Here is a 12689-nt window from a genome sequence, read left to right as displayed (position 1 = left end):
GGAACAATATGCATGGAGATATTAAAGGGGGATTTTCTATATGCTTAAAGAAGCTATTTATCATAGGCCAAAAGATAATTACGCATACGCTTACGATGAAAAAACGATTCACATCCGAATACGTACGAAAAGAGAAGATGTTCAAAGCGCCACTCTTATTTACGGTGATCCTTATGAATGGAAAGACGGGAAATGGATTACATCAAGCACACCGATGAAAAAAACTGGTTCTACTGCATTGTTTGATTATTGGTCCATTTCCATCGAGCCTAAATTTAAGCGCTTACGTTATGGATTCGAATTAAAAAATGATACAGAAACGCTTATTTATGCAGAGCGAGGATTTTTTTCCAGTATTCCAAATGATGACGTTGGTAACTTTTTCTGTTTGCCATTTATTCATGCAAATGATGTGTTTCAAGCACCTTCTTGGATTAAAGACACCGTTTGGTATCAAATTTTCCCAGAACGGTTCGCTAATGGAGATCGTGCACTAAATCCAGAAAACACTCTTTCTTGGGGAAGCGCTGAGCCAACTCCAACTAATTTTTTCGGCGGAGATTTTGCTGGTATTATTCAAAATCTCGATTACCTTGTTAAGCTTGGAATTTCGGGAATATACTTCACACCTATTTTCAAAGCACATTCAAACCATAAATATGACACAATTGACTACATGGAAATCGATCCGCAATTCGGGACGAAAGAAACGTTCAAAGAACTCGTTCAGGCATGTCATACACACGGTATAAAAGTAATGCTCGATGCCGTGTTTAATCATAGTGGATACTTTTTCGATAAATTCCAAGACGTACTAGAAAACGGTGAGAAGTCCGCTTATAAAGAGTGGTTCCATATTCATGAATTTCCAATTGTAACGGAGCCACTCCCGAATTATGATACTTTCGCGTTTACACCGTATATGCCTAAATTAAATACAGCACACCCAGATGTAAAAGAATACTTACTTGAAGTAGGGCGTTATTGGGTAAGAGAATTCAATATAGACGGTTGGCGCCTTGATGTAGCAAATGAAGTAGACCACAGCTTTTGGAGAGAATTCCGAAGTGAGATAAAGGCATTAAATCCTGAAGTATATATTTTAGGAGAAATTTGGCACGATGCACTTCCATGGCTACAAGGAGATCAATTTGATGCTGTAATGAGCTACCCTGTTACAAACGCTCTACTGTCTTACTTTGCTAATGATTCCATTAAAGCAAATGAATTTATGAAACAAATTACAGAATCTCTACATTCCTACTCTATGAATGTAAATGAAGCAGCGTTTCATTTATTAGACAGTCATGATACACCAAGAATATTGACAACATGTAACGGAGATAAAAATAAGTTACAGTTACTTTATGTATTCCATCTTTCCTTCATCGGCTCTCCTTGTATTTATTATGGAGACGAAATTGGTATGGACGGTGGTATGGACCCAGATTGTCGCAAATGTATGGTTTGGGATACGAAAGAACAAGATCATCTATTATTTACACATATACAAACATTAATTTCATTACGAAAGCAATATAAAGCATTTGGAGGACATGGTACTTTCCAATTCATTGAAGCAAATGATGAACATAATTATATTTCTTATACGAAAACATATGAAGATGAAACTATCTTTTTCGTTTTAAATCCGACTAATAGTGATGTTACAGCTTCACTCCCTCTCCATGTCACTGGAAAGAAAATTATTAACATTTATACAAACGAAGAATTTTCAGCGGAAGCAAGTGTATTACAGGTTACACTTCCTCCATATGGATTCTCAATCTTAAAATGGTAATAAAAAATCCTTATGCCAAGGTGTGGCATAAGGATTTTTTTATTTTAATTTAAATACCATCGCTTCATATGGACGTAATGTCATGTTATCTATCGATCCACTCTCTACGTCGTAATTGTGTATTAATAACTCTGATTCACTATAAATAACGTCCTCAGGCAATTCAAATACACTTTCTTCCGCCGTAAAGTTTGCAATAACAAGAAGTTTTTCTTCTCCATATGTTCTTACGTATGCAAAAATAGAAGGATTATTATCTAATATTAAATCATATGATCCGTACACAACTATTTCATTGTTTTTGCGTAGATCAATTAATTTTTTATAGTAATAAAAAATTGAATCTTTATTTTGGATCGCTTGTTTCACATTGATTTCTTTGTAGTTAGGGTTTACCGTAATCCAAGGCTCACCTGTTGTGAATCCAGCATGATTTTTATCATTCCACTGCATCGGTGTTCTAGCATTATCTCGGCCTTTTATATAAATAGATTGCATCACTTTATCTATATCTTCACCGCGCTCTATCACTTTTTCCTTATACATATTTAATGTTTCAATATCTCGATATTCATCAATCGATTCAAATCGAACGTTCGTCATTCCGATTTCTTCTCCTTGATAAATATACGGTGTTCCTTTCATCATATGAAGCACCGTCGCTAACATTTTCGCAGATTCAATGCGATACATTCCATCATTACCAAAACGAGATACAACGCGTGGCTGATCATGGTTATTCCAATACAGGCTATTCCACCCTGTATGCTCTAATTCTTTTTGCCACTTCGTTAAATTCTCTTTTAAAGTAAGAAGTGAGCATGGTTTTACATCCCATTTTCCGCCTTCTCCCGAATCTAAATCCATATGTTCAAATTGGAATACCATCTGCAATTCTTTTCGTTCTTCTCCAGTATACATTTTCGCTTCTTCTGTCGTTACACCAGGCATTTCACCAACCGTCATAATATCATAATGAGACAATACTTCTTCATTCATTTCATGTAAATATTTATGAATGTTTGGACCGTTCATAAAATGCTTATGACCTGAAACATATCCCTCTTCTTCGGTTTCAACAGCTGGTAATCCCTCTTCTTTAGAAATAAAATTAATAACATCCATACGGAAGCCATCAATTCCTTTTTCTAACCAAAACTTCATCATTTCATAAACATCTTGTCTTACCTTTTCATTATCCCAATTTAAATCCGGCTGTTTTTTAGAAAACAGATGTAAATAATATTCATCTGTCATTTCATCATACTTCCATGCAGATCCACTAAAAGCTGCTCCCCAGTTGTTCGGCTCTTTTCCTTCTTTTCCAGGACGCCATATATAGTAATCTCTATATTTATTATCTTTTGATTTACGTGATTCAATAAACCAATTATGTTCATCAGAAGTATGGTTAACAACTAAGTCCATCATAAGTTTCATATTACGTTCATGCATTTCATGTAATAGCTCATCCCAATCTTCCATTGTTCCGAACTCATTCATAATTTTACAATAATCACTTATATCATAACCATTATCATCATTTGGAGATTCATAGACCGGCGATAACCAAATGACATCAATCCCTAATTCTTTTAAGTAATCTAGCTTTGAAATAATCCCACGAAGATCCCCAATACCATCACCGTTACTATCCATAAAGCTACGAGGATAAATTTGATATACTACACTTTCTTTCCACCACTGTTTTTCCATTATGCTACCCCATTTCATTAATAATTCGATTTTCTCTTTTTTAAGGCGCAAACGTTTTCATTAATGAATGATAACAGATTCTATCTTAATTTAAAATAGCGCTTACAACTTTTATTCTTATTTTTCTAAGAAAACATACGCAAATTACTAATATTCCTCTAATAAATGAAAACGTTTTATTTTTTTGTTTATTTTTTGAATCTATTAGTTTATAATGAACTCAAAGAAAACGTTTGCATATTTTTTTCTAGGGGGCAATACCATGGCAGAATTGAAATTAGAAAACATTTATAAAATATATGATAATAACGTAACAGCTGTAACAGATTTTAATTTACACATTCAAGATAAAGAGTTTATCGTATTTGTCGGTCCTTCTGGATGCGGAAAATCTACAACATTACGAATGGTGGCTGGACTTGAAGATATTTCAAAAGGAGAGTTTTCAATTGATGGTAAGCTAATGAATGATGTCCCTCCAAAAGATCGCGATATTGCAATGGTCTTCCAAAACTATGCTTTATATCCACATATGAGTGTGTATGATAATATGGCATTTGGATTAAAACTTAGAAAAATACCAAAAGATGAAATCGATCGTCGTGTGAAAGATGCAGCAAAAATTTTAGGACTGGAACAATATTTAGATAGAAAACCGAAAGCGTTATCTGGTGGACAACGTCAACGTGTTGCGTTAGGGAGAGCGATTGTTCGAGACGCGAAAGTGTTCTTAATGGATGAGCCTTTATCCAACTTAGACGCTAAATTACGTGTTGCAATGCGCTCAGAAATTTCTAAATTACATCACCGTCTTGGAACGACAACAATTTACGTAACACATGATCAAACAGAAGCAATGACAATGGCTTCACGTCTCGTTGTTATGAAAGACGGAAAGATTCAACAAATCGGAACTCCAAAAGAAGTATATGAAACACCTGAAAATATTTTCGTTGGTGGATTTATTGGCTCTCCAGCAATGAATTTCTTCCGTGGTAAATTGACTGAAACCGATTTCGTTATAGATAATTCATTAAAAGTCAAAGTAACTGAAGGAAAAATGAAGATGTTACGTGAACAAGGCTATGTAAATAAGGAAATTGTTTTAGGTATTCGTCCTGAAGACATTCATGATGAACTATTATTTTTAGAAGCTTCACAATCTACTGCCTTCACAACAAAAATCGAAGTTGCTGAGTTACTAGGTGCTGAATCTATTTTATATATGAAACTTGGAGATCAAGATTTTGCAGCACGTGTTGATGCAAGACATACATTTTCACCTGGAGATCAAATTAAACTAGCATTTGATATGAATAAAGCACATTTCTTTGATAGTCAAACTGAACAACGTATTCGTTAAAAAATAATTTTCCTCTGTATAACATACAAAAAAACCGTCCACATACTTTGAGGGCGGTTTTCATTATTATACGAGGGCTTCTACTGTATGAAATGATTGTCCTTTCGTGCCAATGATACCGGAAATCGGTAAGTCACTCAGCACCACTTCTTCTTGCTGTTTCATAAAAGATGACGTTAATTGTTTTATCTCTATCCAAACGTCATTAATACAAAGTACATTGGAATCGTTCTCTTGTTGGCGAGAAAAAATAGAATCTATTTTATATAAACCAGCATTTTGAAAAAGCATATCAATGCGACTAAATGCATTCAAAGTAATACTGATAACGCGTTGCCAATCTCCTTGCTTTCCCATATCATAGGATACAAAAAGTGCTTCTCCGCCTAGATTCGTAATTTCCTCCACTGTTGCTTGTCCACTTTCTTGATCAATGTCCGTCACAATTACTTTTGCGCCTTGTTTAGCCAACAAAAGAGCTGTATTACGTCCAATACCGATGCCACCGCCAGTTACGATAGCAACTTTTCCTGCAAGCTTCATTTTCATTACCCCTTCTATAAGTCTTACCGTCATTCAGTATACTCCTTTATGAGATTAGTCTGCAAGCAAGAAAAGTTGCTTATTTATTTGTAAGCGATTACTTTTTTACTCCTTCTTTTTTCTTACTATTACGCTGATCGAAAACTAAACCGATGAAAATTAAAATCCCCCAAAAGATTACGCTACCTCCAGTCATTTCAATTTCCCCCTTATTATATATAGATATTATTTTAATTATTATAACATTTTCCTAATTTTCAATCTATTAAAATCAAAAATGATATGGATTAACTTTTTTCCTATTATATATCCTTTAAAATATATTTGTATAATAAAAAAAGACCTTTTTATTTTATGTATAAAAAGGTCTCTGTTTTATTATACAAGACTTATCACTTTTGTTTTTGTAATTAAATCTTGAAAACCACAATTATCTTTGCGAAATAACATCATATATACGTTACATAATATCGGAATTCCAAGTAGCACTATGTTCGGTAATAACAATACAAAAAATCTAATAATTAATGTTTGTAATGTTAACTTTTCACTCTTCAATGAAATTAATTTTATCCTCGTTACCTTTTTACCAAGTGTAACACCGTTCCAAATAAAGGGTACCAAAATAAAATATATCGCCATTAATATAAAAACTACTGCGAGATCATATCTATAATCACCAAAACTAATATTAAAGCGATTAAAAATAGCACTATAATTTCCGGTCATAATAGCTACTACTGCACCATACATAACCGAGATTAAAAACATGTCAATTAGGGAAGCACCTATGCGATTCATTACAAGCGCTGGACGATGCATCTTTAACTTCATTTTATGTCGACTCCTTCATATCCTTCTTTACCCGTCTCATCGTACCACTTCTAAAAAACATTGTAAACTAGCGTTTCTCTTACTTTTCTTGTACAATGTGTTACAACAGCATTGTAAAGGAGGTTCCCATATTGAAAAAATGGATAATCCTATTCGTCGCATTCCTATTAGCCGGTTGTGCTGGAAATACAAATCATATAACTTATACGATTAACGATGAATACGAACTCATACGTACTTCTGGAAATGCATTTGAACTTTTCCCATCGCAAGATGCTGTATATGCCACACAATACATTCCTGCAAAAATTACAGACATAGCTTGGGATGATAAATACATTATTGCAAAACAAATTGAGGAAAAGTCAGATCCGAATAACCCTGACGGAGCAATTGCAAATAAAAAAAGTGAGCATTATTGGATTATTGACGTAAAGCATAATAAACGTTTTGGTCCTTATAATGAAAAGCAATTTAATGAACAAAAAGATGCATTTAAAATTAAGGTACCTTTTCAAAATGTAGATTCATACATAAAAGAAAAGAAAAAACAGTCAGCATAATATTTTTAACGCTGACTGTTTTTTCTTTTATGTTTTTAAAAATCCCCTACTCAGAAAGTGAGATATTAAAAGTTTGTGCCTCTTTTACAACATCTTGCGTTTCTATATCTGCTGCGACTACATTATCTGTTGTAAACTTAATATCCTTTACCTTTTCTTTTCCATCATCAAGTATTAAGCCGATAATACCATCTCTTGTTTCACCAGGCTTATAGTCTTCCCTTGATACATTTTTTGTACCAACGAGCGTATCTTCATCATATAAAAAGTTTTGAGTTGCTACTTTAAAATGTTGCTTATCATTAATCGTAACATCATTCATAGAGAAAAATTGCATATTTTTATTCCCACTATTTTCCACCTTATATGTAATTTCAACGTAACGAATCGTATCACTAATCTCTGTACCACTTATCGATGCATATAACTCCGCATCTTCTTGACTTACTTTATCTCCTAATCTACGCTTTACTTCTTCAGGAGTTAATGCCGTAAATACTTTTAATGCATTTTTTGCATCTTTACTCATCTGCGATAAAGAGATTACTTTTACATCTTGTATGTGAATTTTCATTGGTGCTACTTCAAATGTTTGATTTACAGATTGAATCTGTTCTAACTTAAAAGTACCCCACCCTGTTTCTTTCACTTTTTGTCCTACTTTTTTCAGCTCACGCCCACCATATTCTTTTGTTTCAGGAATAGATTCTTTCTTCTTCGGTTCAACTTTCTTTTCTTCTTGATGGAAGCAACCACTTAACATAAGAAGAAAACTACATAAAACAAAAATATTTTTCCATGCTTTCATCATATAATTTCTCCTAACACTATCATTCATTAATATAAATTAGTCCTTTGCTTTGTAGACTATAGAAACAATGAGAAGTCCACAAAACGAACTTGTCAGTCCAGATACTATTATACCCCCTATTTGGAAAATATGAAAATAGGGATCTACAAACGCGTGAACGATAAATACTAGAGCTGCGACAATGACTGCCGAAACCCAATACTTCCTTTTTTCTGAAGCTATCATAATATCTTTCCCTGTTTCATCTTTATACTTCCATAATACATATAATAGTAATAAGAAACCAACACATGTACTCCCGTGTTGCATATATTTATACACCGGGATACTATGTAATTCCCTTTGTAACAATGGTATTTCCATAACGAAGTAGCCTGTCTTATGTGTAAACGCATCCCAAACGACATGCGTGAGCATACCGAATAAAGCAGAATAGCAAAATACAAAGAAATCCTTCCATGTATGAAGCCCCCACCTCTCATCTACTGCATATGCAAAATAGCCTGCAAATGGTTTAGGTAAATGTGTTATAAACGGCTTTTTTAAAATGTAATGATACATATATGCGAATAGAACTACAAGTGGTAAATTTAAATATAAGAACCCAAGCCATGTATGCCCAATAACACCATACGGTCTAAAGTGTAAAAAATATTCAAAATCAGGCGCCATACTCCCTAATATAAGAGCCGTTACTGAAATATATTTGGACTGCCTTTTCACAAAAGGAAGGACTGCTGCTGGATGCGCAAATGTAAACGGCATGTTTTAACTCCTTTTCATATCTTCAATAGAATACCATCTATCATAACGAGAGAATTGATCTTGATGCAATATTTATTTTCACATTGGAATATGATAGTTTACATGTTATAATCCACATGAAATATTCAGAAAATAAGGAGAGGTTCACGTGTCATTAACACTTGCCTTTTTTCTCATTCTGCTTATCTTCTTTGTACTTACATACATCAGCTTTTTTCTGTGGAAGCACTTAAAAATTATAAAATATATGCCTGCTCTCGTTGGTTTTATAAGCGTTCTTTTTATTTTCATATGGAAGAGAATGACTTTCGGCTGGGAAGGTCTTGGCTTTGGCGCACTTCAATATACAATACTATTTGCAAGTTGCCTTACCCTTGTATTTGCTGCTTTTTTAGAATCAAAATCCGTTATGAATTGAGGTTTATATATTGATTGACGTACCCTTTTTAAAAAATGTCACATTAAAAAAAGAAAATATCCCTAGTTTTTCCGCATATCCTTACTGTCTACCCGCTATCCGAACTTTACAATCACTTGCCTTCCACCCAAATGTAACATTCATTATTGGAGAAAACGGAACGGGAAAATCAACATTACTCGAAGCAATTGCAATCGCTTTAGGATTTAATGCAGAAGGTGGAACGAAGAATTTCCGCTTTAGCACAAACGATTCACATTCATCTTTACATGAATACCTTCGAATTTCTAAAAGTTTCAATACACCAAACGACGGTTTCTTTCTTCGTGCTGAATCATTTTATAACGTTGCTTCTTATATTGATGAGATAGACGCTATAAAATCTTATGGTGGTGTTTCACTTCACGAACAATCCCATGGTGAATCATTCTTTTCCTTATTTATGAACCGTTTTTCAGGACAAGGTTTATACATTTTAGATGAGCCTGAGGCCGCTCTATCACCAATGAGGCAACTTTCCATGCTTATTCGAATGCACGAACTAGCGGAACAAGGTTCACAATTTGTTATCGCGACGCACTCTCCTATTTTAATGGCTTATCCTGAATCCACTATATATTCTTTAACACAAGAAGGGATTCATGAATCCACATTAGAAGAAACCGAGCATTACCAAACGACAAAACTTTTCTTTGAAAATCGTGATCGATTATTTCATCATTTATTTGATTCTTAATAAAAAAGAAGCAGCGATTGCTGCTTCTTTTTTATAGTGCTTCTATAAATAATGCTACCCCAATACCGCCACCGACGCATAGAGAAGCAATTCCTTTTTCTAAACCGCGTCTCTTCAATTCATGAATTAAACTTACAGTAATACGAGCTCCTGTACAACCGATTGGATGTCCAAGTCCTACACCGCTACCGTTTACATTCACTTTTTCACGGTCTAAACCTAATTCTTTCTCTACAGCTAGGTATTGAGCCGCGAAAGCTTCATTAATTTCCAGTAAATCAGCATCTTCTAATGACCAATCTACTTTTTCTAACCCTTTACGAATTGCTGGTGCTGGTCCAATACCCATAATTTTCGGATCTACTCCAGCTACTGAATATCCAACAATTCTAGCTAACGGTTGTAAGCCTTTTTCTTTCGCTTTTTCTTCGCTCATTAATACTAGAACCGCACTTCCATCATTAAGGCCAGATGCATTCCCTGCCGTTACAGATCCATCTTTACGGAAAGCTGGTTTTAATCCTGCTAATTTTTCCGCTGTAATATCTGCACGTGGATGTTCATCCTTCGAAAATACTATTTCTTTTCTACGTTCTTTTATCGTAATAGGAACAATTTGCTCGTCAAAATATCCAGACTCGATTGCTTGCAGTGCCAATGTATGACTACGAAGCGCAACTTCATCTTGTTCCTCTCTTGTAATTTCATATTGGTCAACTAAATTTTCAGCCGTTTCACCCATCATAATATGGTGAATCGGATCTTCTAGTACTTCCCACACCGTATCACGAATTTCTCCGTGCTGTAGACGTTGTCCCCAGCGGTGCTGTTTTAATGCATAAGGGCTTGAACTCATTGCTTCTACTCCACCTGCAATAACAACATCACTTACACCTAATTGAATTTGCATTGCAGCTGACATAATTGCTTGCATACCTGAAGAACATTGGCGTTGGATTGTATAACCCGTAACTGTGTCAGGAAATCCTGCCGCTAATGCAGCTGTTCTTGCAGTATTTGCTTCATCAGTTCTTTGAATACAATGACCTAAAATTACTTCATCAACTTCGTGTGGTTCTACCCCGCCTCGTTTTACAGCTTCCTGAAGTACAGGAACCGCTAATTCTACTGGCGTTACATTTTTTAGCGCTCCTCCAAAAGTTCCAATTGGCGAACGAACTGCAGCTGTAATAACAACATTATGCATTTTGCACTTGCCCCTCTCTTATGTACCCTAGTCAGTTTTTAGGTGAAATTCCATAAGATGTATGTCTACATCTATCATACTATAAACATACTAAAAAATCAAAATATTTAATATAATAAAAATAGAAGGAATTAACCTTCTATTCTGTTAATGCGTATAAAAATTTTTGTAAAATTTTCTCTGTCGTTTCATTCAATTTTGGTAACTTATCTACCGGAAAATATTGAAGCTTCAATCCCTCATGATCAAGCCTTAATTCTCCACTCACATGATGCCCCTGATACAGATGAATAACATTAAAAATTTCATCCCCATTAGGATAACGGAAATATACTTCCTTTCCTGATAAGACACCTAGAAATTGCATTATTTTTGCAGTTAATCCCGTCTCCTCGAATAATTCTCGGCGAGCAGTTTCTTCCGTCGTTTCTCCTAGTTCCATCGCGCCGCCAGGTACACCCCAATCATATGTATCTGAACGATATTGAAGCAATACTTCCTGATTATCATTTAGTATAATTATTGCTGATCCAACGAGAATAAGTGGTCTTGTCCCAACAACTTTGCGTAACTCTTCAATATACCCCATTATGTAAATTCTCCTTTCCTTACCCTCCCTTATCATAACAAAATTCTTCTCCTTTTGTTGATGTAATTTCCAAGAAAAAAAAGGAAGCTTTCGCTTCCTTTTTTCCATTTTTATTTCTTAAAACTTTCATATTTTACAGCTTCAAAAGCTTCTTCAATTTCATCATTACGATAATGAACATATGTAAAACGCCCTAATTCTACTAATCTTGCTATTTCTTGTAACGCTTTATGTTGCTCATATGTTTCCTCCAGCTTAATATGTACATAAAACTTCATTAATGGATGTTCATATAAAGATTCTCCCACCTCTACATATACATCTTCAACCCCTTGTACAACTCTTACATAACTCGCAAATTGATAAAGTGCTTCTCTGTCTGAAACGATTTTTAATGTATACATATATTCTCCCCCTTTTCTTTACTATATCAAAAAGATGACCACACCATGTTATAGAACTATGAAATTTTTTCGACTTGTAATAAACAAGGCTTTTATCCATACATAGGGTCTTTTCCCAACATATATTATAGAAAGAATTTTTTCAGTTGAGGTGTTCCTTATGGATCCATACGTCAATATATGTATTTGCATTACTCCAGGCGCCGATATTTCTGATGACCGTATCGCAAAAGATTTAGCAGTTGCAGAATCAATTTGGCACCCCATTACATTTCAAATTAAAGACGTAATTATTTTAAATGAACTTTTTCGTTTTTCTGACCGTGAAATTAGTTATAAAAATTCTATTCAAAGTCAGGAAAAATTAGCATCCTTTTTCCAAACATGTGTAAATGAAGCTCCTGAATGCGACCTTTACATTTGTTATATTGGCAGTGATTATTTCAAAGAAACAGCCGTAATTGCCTGCGCGTACTCTTTAGCCAAACAACAGCAACTTACTGGTTATATCGTTTTAACAAATTCGGCTGCTCCCATGAAAAATATATATACGCTCGCTCACGAAGTCGGTCATATTTTATTTACAAGACGTGTTCATGGAAAACTTACTCACGCAGATCCTCATTCTCCAACTGGCTCGGAGCACCATCCTTCTCCAACAAATCTTATGTACCCTATCGTACCTCGTCCTGAAAACGTCCATATTCAATCCCTATTAACAAACGAACAAAAAGCACTCTCTTTACAAAGTTCTTTATTACAAAAAAAAAAACAGTAACTGTCATGTTACTGTTTAAAACAATTTATTCCAATTAATAAACGATATACCGGCTGCAAAGGATACACTATACACCTAAAACGAATCCCTCTAAAAATCAAAATATAGTATTTCTTTGGAAATAATTTTTTGTATATCCAGAGCAGCCACTTTTTTTGAAA

General features: G+C 34.5%; 15 protein-coding genes and 1 pseudogene. 6 read left to right on the top strand and 10 right to left on the bottom strand.

Annotated elements, in window-relative coordinates; genetic code table 11:
* The first annotated feature begins 40 nt into the window (after positions 1-40).
* Positions 41-1801, top strand: coding sequence for an alpha-glycosidase (locus QCI46_RS07275; RefSeq protein ID WP_353839868.1), 1761 nt, complete (start codon positions 41-43; stop codon positions 1799-1801).
* A 39-nt stretch (positions 1802-1840) separates the two neighbouring features.
* Here QCI46_RS07275 and malL read toward each other — a convergent pair whose 3' ends face one another.
* The gene (malL, locus tag QCI46_RS07270; protein WP_353839867.1) at positions 1841-3517 is read right to left on the bottom strand and encodes an oligo-1,6-glucosidase; all 1677 of its coding nucleotides are present in this window, start codon (positions 3515-3517) and stop codon (positions 1841-1843) included.
* Positions 3518-3779: 262 nt separating this feature from the next.
* Here malL and QCI46_RS07265 point away from each other — a divergent pair, with 262 nt between their 5' ends.
* Complete coding sequence (locus QCI46_RS07265; RefSeq protein ID WP_000818929.1) at positions 3780-4880, top strand: ABC transporter ATP-binding protein; 1101 nt, start codon at positions 3780-3782, stop codon at positions 4878-4880.
* Positions 4881-4946: 66 nt separating this feature from the next.
* On the opposite strand, the gene QCI46_RS07260 is transcribed toward QCI46_RS07265, so the two are convergent.
* The 3 genes from QCI46_RS07260 to QCI46_RS07250 all read right to left on the bottom strand — a co-directional run bounded on the left by QCI46_RS07260 (position 4947) and on the right by QCI46_RS07250 (position 6257).
* The gene (locus QCI46_RS07260) at positions 4947-5456 is read right to left on the bottom strand and encodes an SDR family NAD(P)-dependent oxidoreductase (RefSeq protein ID WP_000218425.1); all 510 of its coding nucleotides are present in this window, start codon (positions 5454-5456) and stop codon (positions 4947-4949) included.
* Positions 5457-5520: 64 nt separating this feature from the next.
* Positions 5521-5619 (bottom strand): hypothetical protein, encoded by a 99-nt coding sequence (locus QCI46_RS07255; protein WP_000145657.1) that lies wholly within the window; start codon positions 5617-5619, stop codon positions 5521-5523.
* Between the two features lie 182 nt (positions 5620-5801).
* Positions 5802-6257: an RDD family protein gene (locus tag QCI46_RS07250; protein WP_098092797.1), complete on the bottom strand. Its 456-nt coding sequence runs from the start codon at positions 6255-6257 to the stop codon at positions 5802-5804.
* 131 nt (positions 6258-6388) lie between these two features.
* Between QCI46_RS07250 and QCI46_RS07245 the strand changes: the two genes are divergently transcribed.
* Positions 6389-6820 carry a DUF3997 domain-containing protein gene (locus QCI46_RS07245; RefSeq protein ID WP_000758773.1) on the top strand — a complete coding sequence of 144 codons (432 nt, stop codon included), beginning with the start codon at positions 6389-6391 and terminating at the stop codon, positions 6818-6820.
* A gap of 46 nt (positions 6821-6866) precedes the next feature.
* On the opposite strand, the gene QCI46_RS07240 is transcribed toward QCI46_RS07245, so the two are convergent.
* Together QCI46_RS07240 and QCI46_RS07235 are read right to left on the bottom strand one after the other, a co-directional pair.
* A complete protein-coding gene (locus QCI46_RS07240) occupies positions 6867-7631 on the bottom strand; it encodes a CREC-EF hand family protein (RefSeq protein ID WP_353839866.1) in 765 nt (254 codons plus the stop codon).
* A 36-nt stretch (positions 7632-7667) separates the two neighbouring features.
* Positions 7668-8396, bottom strand: coding sequence for a DUF4184 family protein (locus QCI46_RS07235; RefSeq protein ID WP_353839865.1), 729 nt, complete (start codon positions 8394-8396; stop codon positions 7668-7670).
* Positions 8397-8544: 148 nt separating this feature from the next.
* Between QCI46_RS07235 and QCI46_RS07230 the strand changes: the two genes are divergently transcribed.
* Both QCI46_RS07230 and QCI46_RS07225 read left to right on the top strand, forming a co-directional pair.
* On the top strand, positions 8545-8814 hold the full coding sequence (locus QCI46_RS07230) for a hypothetical protein (protein WP_048562416.1): 270 nt from the start codon (positions 8545-8547) through the stop codon (positions 8812-8814).
* A gap of 10 nt (positions 8815-8824) precedes the next feature.
* Complete coding sequence (locus tag QCI46_RS07225) at positions 8825-9550, top strand: AAA family ATPase (RefSeq protein WP_000567976.1); 726 nt, start codon at positions 8825-8827, stop codon at positions 9548-9550.
* Positions 9551-9581: 31 nt separating this feature from the next.
* Here the strand turns inward: QCI46_RS07225 and QCI46_RS07220 are convergent, their stop codons facing one another.
* From QCI46_RS07220 to QCI46_RS07210, 3 genes are all read right to left on the bottom strand, one after another.
* A complete protein-coding gene (locus QCI46_RS07220) occupies positions 9582-10757 on the bottom strand; it encodes an acetyl-CoA C-acetyltransferase (RefSeq protein WP_000552069.1) in 1176 nt (391 codons plus the stop codon).
* 139 nt (positions 10758-10896) lie between these two features.
* Positions 10897-11346, bottom strand: a complete 450-nt coding sequence (locus tag QCI46_RS07215; RefSeq protein WP_000540530.1) for an NUDIX hydrolase — start codon at positions 11344-11346, stop codon at positions 10897-10899.
* Between the two features lie 110 nt (positions 11347-11456).
* On the bottom strand, positions 11457-11750 hold the full coding sequence (locus tag QCI46_RS07210; RefSeq protein WP_212954678.1) for a DUF3928 family protein: 294 nt from the start codon (positions 11748-11750) through the stop codon (positions 11457-11459).
* Between the two features lie 160 nt (positions 11751-11910).
* Between QCI46_RS07210 and QCI46_RS07205 the strand changes: the two genes are divergently transcribed.
* The gene (locus tag QCI46_RS07205; protein ID WP_353839863.1) at positions 11911-12528 is read left to right on the top strand and encodes a DUF955 domain-containing protein; all 618 of its coding nucleotides are present in this window, start codon (positions 11911-11913) and stop codon (positions 12526-12528) included.
* 15 nt (positions 12529-12543) lie between these two features.
* Here the strand turns inward: QCI46_RS07205 and QCI46_RS07200 are convergent.
* Positions 12544-12680 (bottom strand): annotated as a pseudogene (locus tag QCI46_RS07200) (DNA-binding protein); the annotation flags it as partial.
* Between the last annotated feature and the right edge of the window lie 9 nt (positions 12681-12689).

The sequence above is a fragment of the Bacillus cereus group sp. RP32 genome, assembly GCF_040459735.1.
Lineage (GTDB): Bacteria > Bacillota > Bacilli > Bacillales > Bacillaceae_G > Bacillus_A > Bacillus_A wiedmannii.
Note: the sequence above shows the minus strand (reverse complement) of the source record. Positions and strands in the feature narration are given on the sequence as shown.

What these genes read in the sequence shown, in the direction of transcription:
- QCI46_RS07275 (WP_353839868.1), top strand. Translation starts at nt 41, where the DNA reads ATGCTTAAAGAAGCTATTTATCATAGGCCAAAAGATAATTACGCATAC.
- malL (WP_353839867.1), bottom strand. Translation starts at nt 3,517, where the DNA reads ATGGAAAAACAGTGGTGGAAAGAAAGTGTAGTATATCAAATTTATCCT.
- QCI46_RS07265 (WP_000818929.1), top strand. Translation starts at nt 3,780, where the DNA reads ATGGCAGAATTGAAATTAGAAAACATTTATAAAATATATGATAATAAC.
- QCI46_RS07260 (WP_000218425.1), bottom strand. Translation starts at nt 5,456, where the DNA reads ATGACGGTAAGACTTATAGAAGGGGTAATGAAAATGAAGCTTGCAGGA.
- QCI46_RS07255 (WP_000145657.1), bottom strand. Translation starts at nt 5,619, where the DNA reads ATGACTGGAGGTAGCGTAATCTTTTGGGGGATTTTAATTTTCATCGGT.
- QCI46_RS07250 (WP_098092797.1), bottom strand. Translation starts at nt 6,257, where the DNA reads ATGAAGTTAAAGATGCATCGTCCAGCGCTTGTAATGAATCGCATAGGT.
- QCI46_RS07240 (WP_353839866.1), bottom strand. Translation starts at nt 7,631, where the DNA reads ATGATGAAAGCATGGAAAAATATTTTTGTTTTATGTAGTTTTCTTCTT.
- QCI46_RS07235 (WP_353839865.1), bottom strand. Translation starts at nt 8,396, where the DNA reads ATGCCGTTTACATTTGCGCATCCAGCAGCAGTCCTTCCTTTTGTGAAA.
- QCI46_RS07220 (WP_000552069.1), bottom strand. Translation starts at nt 10,757, where the DNA reads ATGCATAATGTTGTTATTACAGCTGCAGTTCGTTCGCCAATTGGAACT.
- QCI46_RS07215 (WP_000540530.1), bottom strand. Translation starts at nt 11,346, where the DNA reads ATGGGGTATATTGAAGAGTTACGCAAAGTTGTTGGGACAAGACCACTT.
- QCI46_RS07210 (WP_212954678.1), bottom strand. Translation starts at nt 11,750, where the DNA reads ATGTATACATTAAAAATCGTTTCAGACAGAGAAGCACTTTATCAATTT.
- QCI46_RS07205 (WP_353839863.1), top strand. Translation starts at nt 11,911, where the DNA reads ATGGATCCATACGTCAATATATGTATTTGCATTACTCCAGGCGCCGAT.